The sequence below is a fragment of the Amycolatopsis solani genome, assembly GCF_033441515.1.
GTDB classification, from domain to species: domain Bacteria; phylum Actinomycetota; class Actinomycetes; order Mycobacteriales; family Pseudonocardiaceae; genus Amycolatopsis; species Amycolatopsis solani.
On the sequence record NZ_JAWQJT010000001.1, the window covers coordinates 3,947,918 to 3,970,155 of the forward strand.

At 74.9% G+C, this 22,238-nt stretch carries 2 protein-coding genes; both read left to right on the forward strand.

Going from position 1 to position 22,238, the window contains the following annotated elements; genetic code table 11:
* Positions 1-6: 6 nt before the first annotated feature.
* Complete coding sequence (locus SD460_RS18735) at positions 7-2,772, forward strand: acyltransferase domain-containing protein (protein ID WP_318306436.1); 2,766 nt, start codon at positions 7-9, stop codon at positions 2,770-2,772.
* 61 nt (positions 2,773-2,833) lie between these two features.
* Complete coding sequence (locus SD460_RS18740; protein ID WP_318306437.1) at positions 2,834-22,222, forward strand: type I polyketide synthase; 19,389 nt, start codon at positions 2,834-2,836, stop codon at positions 22,220-22,222.
* Positions 22,223-22,238: the final 16 nt, after the last annotated feature.

The following is a 22,238-nucleotide window of genomic DNA, read 5'->3' on the forward strand; positions in this document are numbered from 1 at the left end:
ACTCCAGTGGCCACCCCGACCCTGACGACCGAGCACGAACACACCGGCAGTGGTCACGACGTCGTGCCCCTGATCGTCTCCGCCGACAGCAAGGCGGGCCTGCGGTCGAAGGCGCACCGCCTCGCGCGGTACCTCGCCGAGCACCCCGACACGCCGTTCGAGTCGTTCGCGCGCTCGGTCGCGGCCGAGGACACCGGCCGGGCGCACCGGGCCGTGCTGCTGTCGGCCGGGCGCGACGGCGGCCTGCGCGGGCTGGAGGCCCTCGCGGCCGGCCAGAACCCGCCCGACGTCGTGCGCGGCAGCGCCCGCCGCGCCGAGCGGGTGGTGTTCGTCTTCCCCGGCCAGGGTTCGCAGTGGCCGGGCATGGTCCTGGACCTCCTGGAGTGGTCGCCGGTGTTCGCCGGGGAGATCGCACGCTGCGACGCCGCGCTCGCTGCCTTCGCCGACTGGTCCATTGTGGACGTCCTGCACGGCCGCCCCGGCGCGCCCACTTTGGACGACGGCGCCGACGTCGTGCAGCCGGTGCTCTTCGCGGTGATGGTGGCGCTGGCCGCGCTGTGGCGCTCGCACGGCGTCGAGCCCGCCGCCGTCGTCGGGCACAGCCTCGGCGAGGTCGCCGCGGCCTGCGCGACCGGCGCGCTGTCCCACCAGGACGGCATGCGGGTGGCCGCGCGGTGGAGCCAGGCCCAGGCCACGCTGTCCGGCCGTGGCGACATGATCTCCGTGCCGCTGCCGGTGGCCGACGTCCGGTCCCGCCTGGCGGGCCGGGAGGGGCTCGACATCGGCGCGGTGAACGCGCCGTCGTGGGTCGTCGTCTCGGGCGATTCCGGCGCGGTGGCGGAACTCCTGGCCGATCTGACCGCCGAGGGCGTGCGCGCCCGGCGCATCCCGGTCGGGCTGGCCGCGCACTCGCGCCACATCGACGGCATCCGCGACCGGCTGCTGGCCGACCTCGCCCCGCTGGCGCCGTCGTCCACCGCCGTCCCGTTCCACTCGACGGTGACCGAAGGCCCGCTCGACACCGCCGTGCTCGACGCCCGCTACTGGTTCCGGAACCTGCGCAACCCGGTCCGCTTCGACGAGGCCACCCGCGGGCTGGTCGAGCAGGGCATCGGCGTCTTCGCCGAAATCAGCCCGCACCCGGTGCTCACGGTCGCGGTGCAGGACACGATCGACACGCTCGACGGCCGCGCGGTCGTGCTCGGCTCGATCCGCCGTCGCGAGGACGGCCCGCGCTCGTTCCTCGGCTCGCTCGCCGCGGCCTACGTGTCCGGCGTCGGTGTCGACTGGACCGCCGCTTTCCCCGGTGGGGCCGAGCCGGTGACGCTGCCGGAGTCCGGTTCGGACGCCACGGTCGCCGCCGCCGGGCTGCTGGCCGCCGGGCACCCGCTGCTCGGTGCCGCCGTCGAGCTCGCCGAGGACGGCGGCTGGCTGTTCACCGGCCGGCTGTCCGCCGCGCAGCAGCCGTGGCTGGCCGGGCACACCGTGTTCGGCCGGACGGTGCTGCCGTCGGCGGTGCTCGTCGAGCTGATCCTGCACGCGGCGTCGGAGCTGGGCTGCGCGCGGATCGAAGAACTCACCCAGCACCTGCCGGTCGTCTTCGCCGAAGAGGCGCTGTGCCTGCAGGTGCGGATCGGCCCGGTCGACGACGCCGGCGCGCGCCGGATCGGCGTGTTCGCCCGGCCCGACTCGGTCGGCGCCGCCCAGGGCGGGCCCTGGACGCGGCACGCGACCGGGATCATGGCCGAAACCGAGGGCGCGGCGGCCGGCGTCGAACCGCCCGCCGCATGGCCGCCGCCGGGTGCCGTCGCCGAGGACGCGGGCACCGCCCGCGATCGCCTGCGGGCGCACGGCATCGAGCTCGGTCCCGAGTTCGGCGGCCTCACCGGCGCCTGGTCGCTCGACGGCGAGCTGTTCGCCGAAGTGGCGCTGCCGGTGCAGGCCGGCGGCGGCGCCGGCTACGGCATCCACCCCGCGCTGCTGGACTCCGCGCTCCAGGCGGTCGCGTTGTTCCCCGCCGCCGCGGAGTCCGACGGCTGGCTCGCGTCGTCGTGGAGCGGGCTGGCCCTGCACACGGCCGGGGCGCCGGCGTTGCGGGTCCGGCTGCGGGCCACCGGCGCGGACTCGGTGTCGGTGACGGCCACCGACACCGTGGGGCGCCCGGTCTTCTCCGCCGAGAACGTCGTCCTCGGGGCACTGCCGGGGGAGTACGTCCGCGCGCCGCACACCGAGCCGGTCACGCGGACCGCTCCCGCGGGCGGCCTGGCGGCGCGGCTGGCCGGGCTGCCCGAGCCCGCCCGCGCGGAACTGGTGCTGGACCTGGTCCGCGAGCACACCGCGGAGGTCCTCGGCCGGGACACCGCGGCCGGGATCGGCGGCGACAGCGCGTTCAGCGAGCTCGGCTTCGAATCGCTCACGGCGGTGGCGCTGCGCAACCGGCTCGCCGAGGCGACCGGGTTGAAGCTGCGCACCACGCTGGTCTTCGACTACCCGACGCCGGACGCGCTGGCCGGGCACCTGCTGGCGGTGCTGCAGCCGTCCACTGAGGACTCCGAGGTCCTCGCCGGCCTGGACCGGCTGGAGCAGGCGCTGTTCGCCGACGCGGGCGGCCCGCCCCTGCACGGCCGGGTCAAGGTCCGGTTGCGCGACCTGCTGTTCCGGCTGGACGGCGCGGACGACACGGGCGGCCCCGAGGCCGGGGACGCCCCGCTCGACGCCGCGTCGGACGACGAGATCTTCGCACTGCTCGATCGAGAGCTCGACCTGTCCTGAGACGGGTTCGGGCCGCCGCCGCCACCTCGGCGGCGCGGACAAGGCACGGAGTTGACGGTACATGTCGAACGAGGACAAGCTTCGCGACTACCTGAAGCTGGCCACGGCGGACCTGCGTCAGGCCAAGCAGCGGTTGCGGGACTTCGAGGCGCGGGAAACCGAGCCGATCGCGATCGTCGGCATGGGCTGCCGCTTCCCGGGTGGGATCGAGACGCCGGAAGCGTTGTGGCGGCTGGTGACCGACGGCGAGGACGTCGTCGGCGAGCTGCCCGACGGGCGGGACTGGGACCTCGCGTCGCTCTACGACCCGGACCCGTCGCGGCCCGGCACGTTCTCCATGCGCGGCGGCGCGTTCCTGCACGACGCCGACCGGTTCGACGCGGGCTTCTTCGGCATCTCCCCGCGTGAGGCGCTGGCCATGGACCCACAGCAGCGGCTGCTGCTGGAGACGTCGTGGGAGGCACTGGAGCGCGGCGGCATCGACCCGCGGACGCTGAAGTCGAGCCGCACCGGCGTGTTCGTCGGCGCGATGCAGCAGAACTACGTGCCGAGCTCGCACAAGGTCCCCGAGTCGGTCGAGGGGCACCTGCTCACCGGCACGATCACCAGTGTCGCCTCCGGCCGGATCGCCTACGTCCTCGGCCTGGAGGGTCCCGCGGTCACCGTCGACACCGCGTGCTCGTCGTCGCTGGTCGCGCTGCACTGGGCGGTGCAGGCACTGCGCCGCGACGAGTGCTCGCTGGCGCTGGCCGGCGGCGTGACCGTGATGGCGACGCCGGGCATCCTCATCGAGCTCAGCCGGCAGCGAGCCCTCTCCCCGGACGGCCGGTGCAAGCCGTTCTCCGCCGACGCCGACGGGTTCGGCGCCGCCGAGGGCGCCGGGATGCTGGTCCTGGAACGGCTTTCCGACGCCCAGCGCAACGGGCACCCGGTGCTCGCGGTCGTGCGCGGCTCGGCGGTCAACTCCGACGGCGCGTCGAACGGGTTGAGCGCGCCGAACGGGCCGTCGCAGGAGCGGGTCATCCTCGACGCGCTCGCCAACGCCCGCGTGGCGGCGAGCCAGGTCGACCTGATGGAGGCGCACGGCACCGGGACGCCGCTCGGCGACCCGATCGAGGCCCAGGCGCTGCTGGAGACCTACGGGCGCGGCCGGTCGCCGGAACAGCCGCTGTGGCTCGGCTCGGTGAAGTCGAACATCGGTCACACGCAGGCCGCCGCCGGTGTCGCCGGGATCATGAAGGCCGTGCTGGCGCTGCAGCACGCGACGTTGCCGAAGTCGCGGCACGCCGAGCGTCCCACGTCCGAAGTGGACTGGTCGGACGGCACGCTGCGGTTGCTGGCCGAAGACGTCGCCTGGCCCGAGCGTGACCACCCGCGCCGGGCGGCGGTGTCGTCCTTCGGCATCAGCGGCACGAACGCCCACGCCATCCTCGAAGCCGCGCCGCCGGTGGCGACTCCTGAACCGGCTCCGGTGCCCGCGGTCGTGCCGTGGGTGCTTTCCGGTCGCACGGCGGAGGCCCTGCGCGAGCAGGCATCCCGCCTGTCCGCTGTGGACGAACCGCTGTCCGAAATGGGCTATTCCTTGGCCGTGACGCGGGCGCGGTTCGAGCACCGGGCCATCGTGGTCGGGCACGACCGGGAAGAACTGGCCCGCGGGCTCGCCGCGATCGCCGCCGGTGCGCCGGACGACGCCGTGGTGACCGGGATCGCCGGAAAGCCCGGCAAGGTCGCGCTGGTGTTCCCAGGCCAGGGTTCGCAGTGGGCCGGGATGGCGCTCGAACTGGCGTCGTCGGCGCCGGTGTTCGCCGCCAGGCTCGACGAGTGCGGTGCCGCCTTGTCATCCTTTGTGGACTGGTCGCTGCGGGACGTCCTGGCCGACGCGGACGCGCTCGCGCGGGTCGACGTCGTGCAGCCCGCGTTGTGGGCCGTCATGGTTTCGCTGGCGGAGCTGTGGCGTTCGTACGGAGTCGTTCCGGACGCGGTGGTGGGTCACTCGCAGGGCGAGATCGCCGCCGCCGTGGTGTCGGGTGCGCTGTCCCTTGAGGACGGTGCCCGGGTGGTCGCGTTGCGCAGCAAGGCGATCCTGGCGCTGGCCGGTCGTGGCGGCATGGTTTCGGTGGCCGCCCCGCGGGAAACCGTCGAGGCGCTGCTGACCGACGGGCTCTCGATCGCGGCCGTGAACGGCCCGGCCGCGGTCGTCGTCTCGGGAGAACCCCGTGCCCTGGACGCACTGATCGCGGCCTGCGAAGCCGACGGCGTCCGCGCCAAGCGGATTCCCGTGGACTACGCGTCGCACTCCGCGCAGGTCGAAGAGATCCGCGACGAACTCCTGAGCGTGCTCGCCCCCATCGCCCCGCGGACCGCCGCGACGGGCTTCTTCTCCACCGTGACCGGCGACTGGGCGGACGGCGGCGAGCTGGACGCCGGGTACTGGTACACCAACCTCCGCGGCACCGTGCTGCTCGACGACGCCGTCCGCGCGCTGACCGAGCGCGGCTTCGGGACGTTCATCGAGGCTTCGCCGCACCCGGTGCTGACGATGGCGATCGGCGAGACCGCGACCGCGCTGGGCACCCTGCGCCGCGGCGACGGCGGGCTCGCCCGGTTCCAGCTGGCGCTCGGCGAAGCGCACTGCGCCGGCGTCGACGTCGACTGGACCCCCGCGTTCCCCGGCGCGAGCCGCGTCGACCTGCCGACCTACGCGTTCCAGCGGGAAAGCTTCTGGCTGCGCACCGAAGAAGGCCACGGCGGCCGGGTCGCGCCCGCCGACGCGCGGTTCTGGGACGTCGTCGACCGGGACGACCCGGCCGGCCTCGCGGGCACCCTCGGCGTCTCCGTCGACACCCCGCTGGACGAGGTTCTCCCGGCACTGGCCCGGTGGCGGCGGCTCCGCGCGGTCGAGTCCACTGTGGACTCCTGGCGGTACGGCATCACCTGGAAGCCCGCCGACCTGCCCGCCGCGACGCCGTCCGGGCGCTGGCTGGTCGTGCGCGGCGAAGACGGCTCCGGTCAGGACGTCGTCGACGCACTGAGCCGCACCGCCGACGTCGAGACCCTCGTCCTCACGGACACCGACCGCACCGCGCTGGCCGAGCGCCTCACCGGGCCGTTCGACGGCGTGGTCTCGCTGCTCGCCGCCGACGAACGGCCGCACCCGGACTTCCCCGAGAGCCCGGCCGGGCTGATCCTGACGCTCGTTCTCGCCCAGGCACTGGGTGACGCCGGGGTCGGTGCGCCGCTGTGGGTGCTGACCCGCGGCGCGGTCCGCACCGGACCCGCCGACGAGCTGCCCGGCCTCGAGCAGTCGCTGCTCTGGGGCCTCGGGCGCGTCCTCGCACTGGAGCACGCCGACCGCTGGGGCGGGCTCGTCGACCTCACCGCGGCACCGACGTCCGCCGAACTGGGCCAGCTGGGCCGGATCCTCGCCGCGCGCGGGGACGAAGACCAGCTCGCCGTGCGGCCCGGCGGCGTCCGGGTCCGGCGGCTGCACCCCGCGGGCAAGGGCGAGCAGGCCCGGCCCGCGCGGTGGCGGCCCGAAGGCACGATCCTCGTCACCGGCGGCACCGGCGCCCTCGGCACGCACGTCGCCCGGTGGCTCGCCGGCGAAGGCGCGTCGCACCTGGTGCTCACCGGCCGCCGCGGCCCGGACGCGCCCGGCGCCGCCGACCTGGCCGCCGAGCTGGAGGCGCTCGGCGCCCGCGTCACGCTCGCCCGCTGCGACGTCGCCGACCGCGACGCCCTCGCCGCGCTGCTGGCGGACCTGGACGAGCCGGTCCGCTCGGTCTTCCACGCCGCGGGCACGGTCGAGCTCCTGCCGGTGACCGAGACGACCTTGCCCGGGTTCGCCGAGGTCGTCCGCGCGAAGGTCGCCGGCGCCCGCCACCTCGACGAGCTGCTCGGGGCCGACCTCGACGCGTTCGTCCTGTTCTCCTCCATCGCCGGCGTCTGGGGCAGCGGTGACCACGCCGCCTACTCCGCGGCCAACAACTTCCTCGACACCCTCGCCGAGCGACGCCGGGCCCGGGGCGCGACCGCGACGTCGATCGCCTGGGGCGTCTGGGCCCCGACGGAGATCGAGGGCCAGGGCGGGATGTCCGAAGGCGTCGACACCGGGCAGCTCGCCCGGCGCGGGCTGCCGCTGATGGACCCGGCCACGGCCGTCGCCGCACTGCACGAAACGCTCGGCCACGACGAGACCTTCGCGGTGCTCGCCGACGTCGACTGGGCCCGGTTCCTGCCGGTCTTCACCGCCGGCCGCGCCCGGCCGCTGTTCGACGACCTGCCGCAGGTCAAGCGGCTGAAGGAAACCGCGAAGGCCCCCGCCGCGGACGTGCCGGCGCTGGCGGCGCAGCTCGCCGGGTTGTCGGGCGACGAGGCGGACCGGCTGTTGCTGGAGCTGGTCCGCGCGCAGGCCGCCGCGGTGCTCGGGCACGCGAACGGCGCCGCCGTCGAGCCGGACCGGCCGTTCACCGACCTCGGCTTCGACTCGCTGACCGCGCTGGACGTCCGCAACCGGATCGCTGCCGCGACCGGCCAGCGGCTGCCCGCGACGCTGGTCTTCGACCACCCGACGCCGCGGCGGCTGGCCGCGCACCTGCGTGACCAGGTGCTCGGCACGCGCACCGAGTCCGTCGCGGTGACCCGGGTCGCGAACGCCGACGACCCGATCGCGATCATCGGCATGGGCTGCCGGTACCCCGGTGGCGTGATGTCCGCCGACGACCTGTGGAGCCTCGTCGCCGACGGCCGCGACGCCATCTCCGGGTTCCCGACCGACCGCGGCTGGGACCTGGCGAAGCTCTTCGGCGGCGACGCCGACGAGCAGGGCACCTCCACCGTGCGCCACGGCGGTTTCCTGCACGACGTCGCCGACTTCGACGCCGGCTTCTTCGGAATCTCGCCGCGCGAGGCGCTGGCCATGGACCCGCAGCAGCGGCTGCTGCTGGAGATTTCGTGGGAGGCGATCGAGCACGCCGGGATCGACCCGGCCACGCTGCGCGGCGAGTCCGCCGGCGTCTTCGTCGGCGCCAACTACCAGGACTACCACGCCCGGATGCGCGACATCCCGGACGGCCTCGAAGGGCACCTGCTCACCGGCAGCGTGTCGAGCGTGCTGTCCGGCCGGGTCGCCTACACGCTCGGGCTGGAAGGTCCCGCGCTTACGATCGACGCGGCCTGCTCGTCGTCGCTGGTGGCGCTGCACCTGGCCGCGCAGGCCCTGCGCCGCGGTGAATGCTCGCTCGCGCTGGCGGGTGGCGTCGCGGTGATGGTGACGCCGGCGTCGCTGACCGCGTTCAGCCGTCAGCGCGGCCTGGCCGCGGACGGGCGCTGCAAGGCGTTCGGGGCCGGCGCCGACGGCATGGGCATGGCCGAGGGCGCGGGTGTCGTGCTGGTCGAGCGGCTGTCCGACGCGCGTCGCCTCGGGCACCCGGTGCTCGCCGTGCTGCGCGGCAGCGCGCTGAACCAGGACGGTGCGTCGAACGGCCTCAGCGCGCCCAGCGGACCCGCCCAGCAGCGCGTGATCCGCGCGGCGCTGGCCGACGCCGGTCTGTCCACTTCGGACGTCGACCTGGTGGAGGCGCACGGCACCGGCACGGCGCTGGGTGACCCGATCGAGGCGCAGGCGCTGCTGGCCACCTACGGGCAGGACCGCGAGGAGCCGCTGTGGCTCGGCTCGCTCAAGTCCAACATCGGCCACTCGCAGGCCGCCGCCGGCGTCGCCGGGGTGATCAAGACCGTGCAGGCCCTGCGGCACGGGCTGATGCCGCGGACGCTGCACGCGGACACGCCGTCGTCCCATGTGGACTGGGAGAGCGGCGCGGTCCGGCTGCTCGACGAGGCACGTCCGTGGGAGCGGCCGCGGCCCCGGCGGGCCGCGATCTCGTCGTTCGGCATCTCCGGCACCAACGCCCACGTGATCCTCGAGCAGGGTGACGTCGCCGACGTCGAGCCGACGCCCGAGCCGCCCGTGGTGCCGTGGGTGCTGGCGGCCAAGTCGCCCGAGGCACTGCAGGCGCAAGCGCTTGCGCTGCGGGGGCAGACCGAGCACAACGTGGCCGACCTGGCGTTCTCGCTGGCCACGTCCCGGACCGCTTTCCCGCACCGCGCGGTGGTCACCGGCGACCGGGACGCGCTGCTGGCGGGGCTTTCCGCGCTGGCGGAGGGGATTCCGGCATCGAACGTCGTCACCGGGACGGCGGGTACGGGCCGGACCGCGCTCGTGTTCCCCGGCCAGGGCTCGCAGTGGGCGGGCATGGCCATCGAACTGGCTTCCTCGTCACCGGCGTTCGCGGCCCGGCTCGACGAGTGCGGTGCCGCTCTGACGTCCTTTGTGGACTGGTCGCTGCGCGATGTGCTGGCCGATGCTTCAGCGCTGGCCCGCGTCGATGTCGTGCAGCCAGCGCTGTGGGCCGTGATGGTGTCGCTGGCCGAGCTGTGGCGCTCCTTCGGGGTGGTGCCGGACGCGGTCGTCGGGCACTCGCAGGGGGAGATCGCCGCGGCGGTCGTGTCCGGCGCGTTGTCCCTTGAGGACGGTGCCCGCGTGGTCGCGTTGCGCAGCCGGGCGATCCTGGCGCTGGCCGGTGGCGGCGGCATGGTTTCCGTCGCGGCGCCGCTCGCCGACGTCGAGGCGCGGCTGGCCGACGGGCTGTCGATCGCCGCGGTGAACGGCCCGGCCGCCGTCGTCGTCTCGGGTGCGCCCGGCGCGCTGGACGCGCTGATCGCCGCGTGCGAGGCGGACGGCGTGCGCGCCAAGCGGATCCCGGTCGACTACGCGTCGCACTCGGCGCAGGTCGAGCAGCTGCGGGACGAACTCCTCGACGTGCTCGCCCCGATCCGGCCGCGGACCGGCGACGTCGCGTTCTTCTCGACCGTCACCGGCGCCTGGATCGACGGCGCCGCGCTGGACGCCGAGTACTGGTACACGAATCTCCGCGAGACCGTCCGGCTCGACGTCGCCGTCACCACGCTGGCCGCGGAAGGGTTCGGCACGTTCGTCGAGTCCTCGCCGCACCCGGTGCTGACGATGGCGATCGGCGAGGCCGACGGCGTCGAGGCGCTCGGTTCGCTGCGCCGCGACGACGGCGGGTACGAGCGGTTCCTGCGTTCGCTCGGCGAGGCGCACGTGCGCGGGGTCGTCGTGGACTGGACGCCCGCGTTCCCCGGCGCCCACCGCGTCGACCTGCCGACCTACGCCTTCCAGCGCCGCCGCTACTGGCTCGACGCCGGTGCCGCGCCGCAGTCGGCCGCCGACCCGGTGGACGCCGCTTTCTGGGCCGCCGTCGACGGTCTCGACCTCGACGCGGTCGCCGGCACCCTCGACGTGGGGCCGAGCAGCACCCTGGCCGAAGTCCTGCCCGCGCTGACCCGCTGGCGCGAGCGCGCCCGTGCCGCGTCCGAAGTGGACTCGTGGCGCTACCGCGTCGAGTGGAAGCCGGTCGGCACGCCGTCCGCTCCGGAGCTGTCCGGGCGCTGGCTGGTCGTCGTTCCCGACGGGCACGACGACTTGGGCGTTCCCGCCGCGTTGGCCGCGCACGGTGCCGAGCCGGTCGTCGCGGCCGAGTTCACCGGCGCCGAGGGGTACGCGGGCGTCGTCTCGCTGCTCGCCCTCGACGAGTCCGCCGCACCGGAGGCGGACTTCCTCCCCGCCGGCGCCGTCGCGAACCTCGCGCTGGCCCAGGCCATGGCCGACGGCGAAACGCCGTTGTGGCTGGTGACCCGCGGGGGCATCGACCGCGCTCCCGCGCAGGCCATGACATGGGGCCTCGGCCGGGTGATCGGCCTCGAACTGCCCGCGATCTGGGGTGGCCTGCTCGACCTGCCCGCCGAACCGGACGCCGTGACCGCGAGCCTGATCGCCGCCGCACTGTCCGGAGTGGACGATGAGGACCAGCTCGCGATCCGGCCGTCCGGGCTGCTGGCCCGGCGGCTGGTCCGCGCGCCCTTCACGCCGCCGGTCGAGCGGTGGAAGCCGCGTGGCACGGTCCTGATCACCGGCGGCACCGGAGCGCTGGGCGCGCACGTGGCCCGCCGCCTCGCCTCCGACGGTGCCGAGCACCTGGTGCTCACCAGCCGCCGCGGTCCGGCCGCGCCGGGGGCGGCCGAGCTCGAAGCCGAGCTGACCGCGCTCGGCACGCGGGTGACGATCGCCGCGTGCGACGTCGCCGACCGCGCCTCGCTCGCCGCGCTGCTGGCGGACCTCGGCGAGCCGGTGCGCGCGGTCGTGCACGCCGCCGGGCTGCCGCAGGCCACCCCGGTGCTGGAGACCACCGCGGCCGAGTTCGCCGACGTCATCGGCGGCAAGGTCGCGGGCGCCCGGAACCTGGACGAGCTGCTCGGCGACGACGTCGACGCCTTCGTGCTCTTCTCCTCGAACGCCGGTGTCTGGGGCTCCGGCGGCCAGGGGGCGTACGGCGCGGGCAACGCCTACCTCGACGTCCTCGCCGAGCAGCGCCGCGCCCGCGGGGCCGCCGCCACCTCGGTCGCCTGGGGCTTCTGGGGCGGCGGGGGCATGGCCGGCGACGTCGAGCTGGAAGAGCAGCTGCGCCGCCGCGGGCTCCGCGAAATGGCGCCGGAAGCTGCGGTGGAGGCGCTGTGCCAGGCGCTCGACGCGCGCGAGGTCTTCCTGGCCGTCGCCGACGTCGACTGGGCGCGGTTCGCGCCCGGCTTCACGCTTTCGCGGCGGCGTCCGCTGATCGAAGACCTCCCCGAGGTCCGGGCGCTGCTCGAAGCCACCGACGAGCCATCGGCCGCTGAGCGTCCGGCGCTCGCCCGGCGCGTGGCCGGACTAGGCGAGGCCGAGGCCCGCCGGCTGCTGCTGGACCTCGTCCGCGGCCAGGCCGCGTCGGTGCTCGGGCACGACTCGGCGACGGCGGTCCCCGCCGGCCGCGCGTTCCGCGAGCTGGGCTTCGACTCGCTGACCGCGGTCGAGGTCCGCAACCGGATCAACGCGGCCACGGGCCTCACGCTCCCCGCGACGCTGGTGTTCGACCACCCGACCCCGGCCGCGCTCGCCGGCGAACTGCACCGGCTGCTGCTCGGCCGCACCGAAACCGCGGTGGTCACCTCCGCCGCCGCGACCGACGAACCGATCGCGATCGTCGCGATGGGCTGCCGTTTCCCCGGCGGCGTCCGCTCGCCGGAGGACCTCTGGCGCCTGGTCACCGACGGCACCGACGCGCTGACGCCGTTCCCGGCCGACCGCGGCTGGGACCTGACTTCCTTCGGTGACGCGGAATTCGCCGAGGTCGGCGGCTTCGTGACCGGCGCGGCCGACTTCGACGCGGGCTTCTTCGGCATCTCACCGCGCGAAGCCCTCGCCATGGACCCGCAGCAGCGGGTGCTCCTGGAGACGGCGTGGGAGGTCTTCGAGCGGGCGGGCGTCGACCCGGCGTCGCTGCGCGGCAGTGCGACCGGCGTGTTCGTCGGGGCCAGCAGCTCCGGCTACGGCTCGAACCTCGAACAGGGACCGTCCGGTTCGGAGGGTTACCTGCTCACCGGCGAAGCCCCCAGCGTGATGTCCGGGCGGCTGTCCTACACGTTCGGGCTGGAGGGCCCGGCCGTCACGGTGGACACCGCGTGCTCGTCGGCGCTGGTCGCGATGCACCTGGCGAGCCAGGCGCTGCGGCAGGGCGAGTGCTCGCTGGCGCTGGCCGGCGGCGTGGCGATCATGGCCAAGCCGATGGCGTTCCTGGAGTTCGCCCGCCAGCGCGGCCTGGCCGCGGACGGCCGCTGCAAGCCCTTCGCCGACGCGGCGGACGGCACCGGCTGGGGCGAAGGCGTCGGCCTGATCCTGCTGGAGCGCCTCTCGGACGCCGAACGCAACGGCCACCAGGTCCTCGCCGTCGTCCGCGGCTCGGCGGTCAACCAGGACGGCGCGTCCAACGGCTTGAGCGCCCCGAACGGCCCCTCGCAGCAGCGGGTCATCCGGGCGGCACTGGCCAACGCCGGTCTGTCCACTTCGGACGTCGACGCGGTGGAGGCCCACGGCACGGGCACCCGCCTCGGCGACCCGATCGAAGCGCAGGCGTTGCTGGCCACCTACGGCCAGGACCGCGACGAGCCGTTGTGGCTCGGCTCGGTCAAGTCCAACCTCGGCCACACCCAGGCGGCGGCCGGCATGGCCGGCGTCATCAAGACGGTCGAGGCGTTGCGGCACGGTGTCCTGCCCCGCACCCTGCACGTCGACGCCCCGTCGTCCCAAGTGGACTGGACGGCCGGATCGGTGGAGCTGCTCACCGAGCCCCGCGACTGGCCGGAGCACAACCGCCCGCGCCGCGCGGCGGTCTCGGCGTTCGGCGTCAGCGGCACGAACGTCCACACGATCCTGGAGCAGGCCCCGGCCGTGGAGCCGCAGCCCGAACCCGAGCCGACGGACACGCTGCTCCCGTTCGTGCTCTCCGCCGCGGACGAGCCCGCCCTCGCCACCCTGCTCGACCAGCTCCCGGCCGCCAACCCGATCGACGTCGGCTACTCACTGGCCACCACCCGCGCCCGCCTAGAGCGCCGCGCGGTGCGCCTCGGCGACGACACCATCGCGGGCACGGCCGACCCGGACGCGCTCCTTGCGGTCCTCTTCACCGGCCAAGGCGCCCAACGAGTCGGCATGGGCGAGGGTCTCTACTCTCGCTTCCCTGTTTACGCCGAGGCCTTCGACACAGTCCTCGCCCACTTCCCCCCGACTCTCCGCAAGGCCCTCACCACCCCCGAACTCCTAGACCGCACCGAGTTCACGCAACCGGCCCTCTTCGCCGTCGAAGTCGCCCTCTTCCGTTTGGTCGAGTCCTTCGGCATCCGCCCAGACTTCGTAGCGGGCCACTCGATCGGCGAAATCTCCGCCGCCCACGTCGCCGGAGTCCTGTCCCTCGAAGACGCCTGCCGTCTTGTCGCCGCCCGAGCCTCCCTCATGCAAGCCCTCCCGCCGGGCGGCGCGATGGTCTCGATCGCCGCCCCCGAGTCAGCCATCACCCTGACCCTCACCGACGGCGTCTCCATCGCCGCGGTCAACGGCCCCGAGTCGGTCGTCATCTCCGGCGAGGAAGCTGCGGTCCTGGCCATCGCCGCCCAATTCCCCAAAACCAAACGCCTCACCGTCAGCCACGCCTTCCACTCCCCGCTGATGGACCCCATGCTCGAGGACTTCCGCGCCGTCGCCGAATCCCTCACGTACCACCCGGCGCAGATACCGGTGATCTCGAATGTGAGCGGTGCTCTCGCCGAGCCGTTCACCGCCGACTACTGGGTCCGCCACGTCCGCGAAGCAGTCCGTTTCGCCGACGGCGTCGCCACGCTGAAAGAAGCGGGCGCCACGGTCTTCCTCGAACTGGGCCCGGACGGCGTGCTGAGCGCGATGATCGACGGAACCGTGAGCAGTGCTCTACGACGAGATCGCTCCGAAAAGAGAACACTGCTCTCGGCGTTGAGCACTGTTCACGTCCACGGCATCGACGTCGACTGGGCCGCGTTCTTCCCCGGCGGCCGCCGCATCGACCTCCCGACCTACCCGTTCCAGCGCGAGCGCTACTGGCCGCGCGCCGGAGCGGCCCGCGGCGACCTCGGCGCGGTCGGCGTGGGCGCGCTGGAGCACCCGCTGCTCGGCGCGGCCGTCGACCTGGCCGGCGACGAAGGCACCGTCCTCAGTGGACGCCTCTCGCTGGAGACGCACCCGTGGCTGGCCGGCCACGCGCTCTCCGGCACCGTGCTCGTCCCCGGCACCGCCCTGCTCGAACTCGTGGTGCAGGCTGGCGACCAGGTCGGCTGCGCCGTCGTCGACGAGCTGACCTTCGCCGCGCCCCTGGTGCTGCCCGCCCGCGGCGCGGTCACCGTCCAGGTCTCGGCCGGCCCGGCCGACGCCGCCGGACGCCGTCCGATCGCGGTGCACTCGCGCTCCGCCGACGCCGATTGGACCCAGCACGCCACCGGCAGCGTCAGCCAAGCCGCACTTTCACGTGAAAGTGCGGCCGAATGGCCGCCGGCCGCAGCAGAACCGGTCGACACCTCCGGGCTTTACGCGCGGCTCGCCGCGATGGGTTTCGTCTACGGAGAGGCCTTCGGCGGCCTCACCCGCGTCTGGCGGGACGGCACCGACGTGTTCGCCGAAGTGGCGCTACCGGAGCCGTTCGACGCCACCGGGTTCGCGGTGCACCCGGCCCTGCTCGACGCCGCCCTGCACCCGCTCGGCCTCGGCATCGTCACGCCCGACGACGGTTCGGCGCGGGTCCCGTTCTCCTTCACCCGCGTCGCGGTGCACGCCACCGGCGCCACCGAACTGCGGGTCCGGCTCTCACCGGCGGGGGAGAACGCCGTCGCGCTCACCGCGTGGGACGCCACCGGCGCCCCGGTGGTCAGCGTCGGCTCGCTGCTGCTGCGCGCGGTCGCCCCCGCGGCGGCCACCGTCCCGGACACGCTGTTCGAGCCGGTCTGGACCGAGGTCACCGCCGACCCCGCGGCGGCGGGCGCGGACCTCGAGTTAGCCCCGGTGACCGGCGGCGACGTGCACGAGACCACTGCCTGGGTCCTCGACCGGCTGCAGACCTGGCTCGCCGAAGAGCGGCCGGGCCGGCTCGTCGTCGTCACCCGCGGCGCGGCCGACGGCGACCTCGCGGCGGCCGCCGCGACCGGGCTGGTGCGGTCCGCGCAGTCGGAGCACCCGGGCCGGTTCCTCTTGGTGGACACCGACGACGACCCGCGGTCGCAAGCCCTGCTGTCCACTGTAGACAACTACGGTGAACCGCAGCTGAAGCTGCGCGAAGGCATCGCGACCGCACCCCGGCTGGTCCGCGCGAGCGGGCTGCCGCTGACGTCCACAAGCGACTCCTGGCGGCTCGACACCACCGGCGGCGGCACGACCGACAGCCTGGCGCTGACCGAAACGACCGAAGCCCCGCTGGCCGCGGGCGACGTCCGGATCGAGATCCGCGCCGCCGGGATCAACTTCCGTGATGTGCTCATCTCCCTCGGCATGTACCCGGACCCGGCGGCCCGCCTCGGCTCCGAAGCGGCCGGGGTGGTCGTCGAGATCGGTGACGGGGTGAGGAACCTCGCCGTCGGCGACCGCGTGTTCGGCCTCATCGACGACGCCTTCGCGCCGCGAGCCACCGCCGACGCGCGCCGGCTCGCGCCGATGCCCGCGGGCTGGACGTTCGCCGAAGCGGCCACCGTCCCCGTCGCGTTCGTCACCGCCTACTACGGCCTGTTCGACCTCGGCGGCCTCGAAGCGGGCCAGTCCGTGCTCGTGCACGCGGCGGCCGGCGGCGTCGGGATGGCCGCGGTGCAACTGGCGCGGTGGAAGGGCGCCGAGGTGTTCGCGACGGCCAGTGAGAGCAAGCACGCCGTCCTGCGCTCGCTCGGCGTCGACGACGCGCACCTGGCCAGCTCGCGCACCCTGGACTTCCGCGAGAAGTTCCGCGGCGGCGTCGACGTCGTCCTGAACTCGCTGACCGGCGCGTTCACCGACGCGTCGCTGGAGCTGCTCAAGCCCGGCGGGCAGTTCGTGGAGCTGGGCAAGACCGACGTCCGCGAGGGCGACGGCTACCACACCTTCGACCTCGGCGACCCGGGCGCGGACCGGATCGCCGCCATCCTCGCCGACCTGCTGGCCGCTTTCGGCCGCGGCGACCTGACGCCGTTGCCGGTGCGGGCCTGGGACCTCGGCCGCGCCGCCGACGCCTTCCGGTTCGTCAGCCAGGCCAAGCACATCGGCAAGAACGTCCTCACGCTGCCGCAGCCCGAACCGGCCGGCACCGTGCTCGTCACCGGCGGCACCGGCACGCTCGGCGCGGCCGTGGCCCGGCACCTCGCCCGCCGCCCCGGCGTCGAGCGGCTGGTGCTCGTCGGCAGGCGGGGGCTCGACGCGCCCGGCGCCACCGGGCTCATCGACGAACTGACCGCGCTCGGCGTCGAGGCGGTCGTGGCCGCCGGCGACGTGGCCGAGCCCGGTTTCGTGGCGGACGTGCTGCGGGCGATCCCCGCCGGGCAGCCGCTGATCGGGGTGGTGCACGCCGCCGGCGTCTTGGACGACGGTGTGCTCGAAGCGCAGACACCGGCACGGGTTTCCGCCGTGCTCCGCGCCAAAGTGGACGGTGCGGAGGCGCTCGACAGGCTTACCCGGGACCACGACCTGGCCTGGTTCGTCCTGTTCTCCTCGGTCGCCGGGATCGTCGGCGCGGCCGGGCAAAGCGGGTACGCCGCGGCGAACAGCGCCCTCGACGCGCTGGCCGCCCGACGCCGTTCCCGCGGCCTGCCCGCGGTCTCCCTCGCCTGGGGCCAGTGGGCCCTCAGCAGCGCGATGACCGGCAAGCTGGGCGATCGCGACCGCGGCCGCATCGAGCGGGCCGGGATCCGGCCGTTGTCCACAGAGGACGCACTCGCCGCGATGGACGCCGCGATCGGGCTCGGCCGCCCGGTCGCCGTGCCGCTGCGCCTGGACCTCGCTGCCCTGCGTGCCGCGGAAGACCTCGCCCCGCTGTGGCGCGGGCTCGTGCGCACCCCGGTCCGCCGCAGCGCGCGGGCCGCCGTCGCCGACGACGGCCTGGCCGCGCGGCTGGCCGGCCTCGACGCCGAAGCGGCGCGCGAGAAGCTGCTGGACCTCGTCCGCAAGCACGTCGCCGCGGTGCTGGGCCACGCGAGCCCCGACGCGATCGACCCGGCGAAGGCGTTCAAGGACAGCGGTTTCGACTCGCTGACCGCGGTCGAGCTGCGCAACCGGCTCGCCACCGCGACCGGCCGGACGCTGCCCGCGACGCTCGTCTTCGACTACCCCAGTCCCGAGGTGCTGGCCGGGTTCCTGCACGGCGAACTGGCGGGCGCGGCACCCGCCGCGGCCCCGGTCGTCCCGGTGCGCAACCGGGTGGACGACCCGATCGCCATCGTCGCGATGAGCTGCCGCTTCCCCGGCGACGTCGATTCGGCCGACGCCCTCTGGCAGCTGGTCGCGGAGGGCCGCGACGCGATCGGCGGGTTCCCGGCCGACCGCGGCTGGCCGGTCGACGAGCTGTACCACCCGGACCCGGCGCACCCGGGCACGTTCTACGCCTCCGGCGGCGGCTTCCTCCCCGGCGCCGCACGCTTCGACGCGGCCTTCTTCGGGATCTCGCCGCGCGAGGCCCTCGCGATGGACCCGCAGCAGCGGCTGCTGCTGGAGGTCTCGTGGGAGGCCTTCGAACGGGCGGGGATCGAGCCGGGCACGTTGCGCGGCAGCAACACCGGCGTGTTCGTCGGCGCCGCCCACTCCGGGTACGCCGCCGGTGCCACGGCCGCCACGGACGGCGTCGAAGGGCACTTGATGACCGGCAACGCGGGCAGCGTGCTGTCCGGCCGGGTCGCCTACCACCTGGGCCTGGAGGGCTCCGCGGTCACCGTGGACACCGCGTGCTCGTCGTCGCTGGTCGCGTTGCACCTGGCCGGCCAAGCACTCCGCCACGGCGAATGCGACCTCGCGCTGGCCGGCGGCGTCGCGATCCTCGGCACACCCGACATCTTCGTCGAGTTCAGCAGGCAGCGCGGGCTGTCCCCGGACGGCCGCTGCAAGGCCTTCTCGGACGACGCCGACGGCACCGGCTGGAGCGAAGGCGCCGGCATGGTCGTCCTGGAGCGGCTGTCGGACGCCCGGCGCAACGGCCACGAAGTCCTCGCGCTCCTGCGCGGCTCGGCCGTCAACTCCGACGGCGCGTCGAACGGCTTGACCGCGCCGAACGGACCCTCGCAGCAGCGCGTGATCCGCGCGGCACTGGCGAGCGCCGGTCTGTCCACTTCGGACGTCGACGTGGTCGAGGCGCACGGCACCGGCACGACGCTCGGCGACCCGATCGAGGCGCAGGCGGTGCTGGCGACCTACGGCCAGGACCGCGAGGAACCGCTGTGGCTGGGCTCGCTGAAGTCGAACCTCGGGCACACGCAGTCGGCGGCGGGCGTGGCCGGGGTGATCAAGATGGTGATGGCCATGCGCCACGGCGTGCTCCCGAAGACCCTGCACGTCGACGCGCCATCGTCCCGAGTGGACTGGGAAGCGGGCGCGGTCGAGCTGCTCACCGAGCAGCGGCCGTGGCCGTCGACCGGGCACCCGCGCCGGGCCGGGATCTCGGCGTTCGGCATCTCGGGCACCAACGCCCACGCCATCCTGGAACTGCCCGCCGAACCGGCCGCCACGCCGGTCGTCGCGCCGGAGCCGCCGGTGGTGGCCTGGGCCCTGTCGGCCAAGGGTGAACCGGCGTTGCGAGCCCAGGCCCGCAAGCTGGCGGCATCGGTCGCGGATGCCTCTCCCGCGGCGGTCGCCGGAGCGCTGCTCACCCGCACCCGCTTCGAGGACCGCGCGGTCGTGCTCGGCGGCAGCCGCGAAGAACTGCTCTCCGGCCTGAACGCGCTGGCCGCGGGGGAGTCCGCGCCCGGAGCCGTCCGCGGCACGGCGTCAGCTGGGAAGCTCGCGGTGCTCTTCACCGGCCAGGGCGCGCAGCGGGCGGGCATGGGCCGTGAGCTGTACGACCGGTACCCGGTCTACGCGGCCGCGTTCGACACGATCTGCGCCGAGTTCACCGTGCCGGTGCGGGACGTCGTCTTCGGCGACGCGCCGGGCCTGGACGAGACCGGCTTCACCCAGCCCGCGCTGTTCGCCGTCGAGGTCGCGCTGTACCGGCTCTTCGAGTCGTGGGGCGTCCGGCCGGCGTTCGTCGCCGGGCACTCGATCGGCGAGCTGGCCGCCGCGCACGTCGCCGGCGTGTTCTCCCTCGAAGACGCGTGCCTGCTCGTTTCGGCCCGTGCCGCGCTGATGCAGGCGCTGCCCAAGGGCGGCGCGATGGTGTCGATCGCCGCACCGGAGGCCGAGGTGCTGCCGCTGCTGGGCGACCGGGTGTCGATCGCCGCGATCAACGGCCCGGCCTCGGTCGTCATCTCCGGTGACGAGCCCGAAGTCCTCGCGGTCGCGGCGACGTTCGCCGAGCGGGGCGTCCGGACCAAGCGGCTCAGCGTCAGCCACGCCTTCCACTCGCCGCACCTCGACCCGATGCTCGACGAGTTCCGCGCGGCCGCCGACAAGGTCACCTACCACCCGGCGGAGCTACCAGTGATCTCGAATGTGAGCGGTGCTCTCGCCGAGCCGTTCACCGCGGACTACTGGGTGGCGCACGTGCGGGAAGCCGTCCGGTTCGCGGACGGCGTCGCGACGCTCGAAGCCGAAGGCGCACGCTTCTTCCTGGAGCTGGGCCCGGACGGCGTGCTCAGCTCGATGGCCCGCGACGTCGTGGCCGAGAACGCCGTGGTCGTGCCGTCGCTGCGGCGTGACCGGCCGGAGGAAGCAGCGGCGCTGACCGCGCTGTCGACACTGCACGCGAACGGCGCGGCCGCGGACCTCTCGGCGGTCTTCCGGCCCGCCGGGCCCGCGGCCCTGCCGACCTACGCCTTCCAGCACGAGCACTACTGGCTCGAAGCGGCCGCTCCGGCGCCCGCGGCGGACACCGCGTTCTGGTCGGCGGTCGAACGCGAGGACGTCGGCGAACTGGCCGGCGCGCTGGCGATCGACGAGACCCAGCGTGCCTCCCTGACCGCGCTGCTCCCGGCGTTGTCGACTTGGCGACGGCAGCGCGACGAAGAGTCCGTTGTGGACTCCTGGCGCTACCGTGTCACCTGGGAACCAGCCCGCGAGACGGGGAAGACACCGGCGGGCACGTGGCTGCTCGCCGTCCCGGCCACGGAAACCGAGCTGGGGGACCGGATCGCGGCGGCGCTCGCCGCGAACGGCGTCACGAGCACCCGGCTCGACGACCCCACCCCCGAGCGCCTGGCGGAAGCGGCGGGCAGCGCGGACGCCGTCCTGTCCCTGCTCGCTCTCACGCCGGGAGCGGACGTCGTCCCGGCCGGGGTGTCGGCCACACTCGCCCTCCTCCGGGCGGTGCCCGGCATTCCGGTGTGGACGGTCACCCGCGGTGCCGTCGCCACCGGGCCCGCCGACCACGCGCCCGACGCCGCGCAGGCGCAGGTCTGGGGACTCGGCCGCAGCGCCGCCCTCGACCGCCCGGCCGGCTGGGGCGGCCTGGTCGACCTGCCCGCCGAGTTCGACGGCCGGACCGGGGACCTGCTCGTCCAGGCGCTGGCCGACCCGGCCGAGGACCAGGCGGCCGTGCGGGACGGCGGGCGGCTCGCCCGGCGCCTCGCCCCGGTCACCGGCGCCCCCGCCGGACGGCCGTGGCAGCCGCGCGGCACGGTGCTCGTCACCGGCGGCACGGGCGCGCTCGGCGCCCACGTCGCCCGCTGGCTCGCGACCGCCGGTGCGGAGAAGATCGTCCTCACCAGCCGCCGTGGCCGGCAGGCACCGGGCGCGGAAGACCTCGTGACCGAGCTGACCGGGCTGGGTGCCGAGGTGACGATCGCGGCCTGCGACGTCGCCGACCGCGCCGCGCTCGCCGAGCTGCTCGACGGCATCCGCGACGGCCTCACTGCCGTCGTCCACGCGGCCGGCACCGGGGGAGCGACCCCGCTGGACGACGCGGACCTCGGGCCCTTCGCGGACATCCTGGCCGCGAAGGTGGCCGGCGCGGAGCACCTCGACGCGTTGCTCGGCGACACGGAACTCGACGCCTTCGTGCTGTTCTCGTCGATCGCGGGTGTCTGGGGCAGCGGCGGCCAATCCGCCTACGGGGCCGCCAACGCCCACCTCGACGCGCTCGCCCGGCGCCGCCGGGCCGCGGGCCGCACCGCGACCGCGCTCGCCTGGGGCCCGTGGGCCGACGGCGGCATGGCGGCCGACCACGACGCCGAGGACTACCTGCGGCGCCGCGGTTTGCGGACCTTGCCGCCCGCTCTCGCGGTTCGCGCGCTCGCCGGTGCGGTCGGGCGGGACGAGACCGCGCTGACCCTGGCCGATGTCGACTGGGAGCGGTTCGTGCCCGCGTTCACCTCGGCCCGGCCGAGTGCGCTGCTGCTCGGCGTGCCGCAGGCGCGCGGTGTGATCGAAGCGGCGGCCGAACCGGTGGCCGAAAGCGATCTCCGCGAGGAGCTGGCCGAGCTGTCCCCGGCGGAGGCCGAGCGGACGCTGCTGGGCTTGGTCCGCGCGGAGGCCGCGGTCGCGTTGGGGCACCGCGGTGCCGACGCCGTCCCGGCGGCCCGGCCGTTCACCGAGCTGGGCTTCGACTCCCTGACCTCGGTGGAGTTCCGCAACCGCCTCGCGGCGGCGGCCGGTGTGGCGCTGCCCGCGACGGTCGTCTTCGACCACCCGACCCCGGCCGCGCTGGCCGCGCACCTCCTGGAAGTCCTGCGGCCCGGCGCCGCGGCCGACCCCGAAGAAGCCCGGATCCGGGCCGCGCTGGCCACCGTGCCGCTGGCGAAGTTCCGCGACGCCGGCCTGATGTCGGCGCTGCTGGAGCTGGCCGGCCTCGAGGACGTCGCGGACGCCGGCGACGACCTGGACGAGCTGGACGCCGAAGCGCTGGTGCGGCTGGCGCTGGACGGTACCGATTCCCGATGACCCACCCCTGGAGCTG

Excerpts from the sequence above, each read along its gene's own strand:
- SD460_RS18740 (WP_318306437.1), top strand. The coding sequence starts at position 2,834 with ATGTCGAACGAGGACAAGCTTCGCGACTACCTGAAGCTGGCCACGGCG.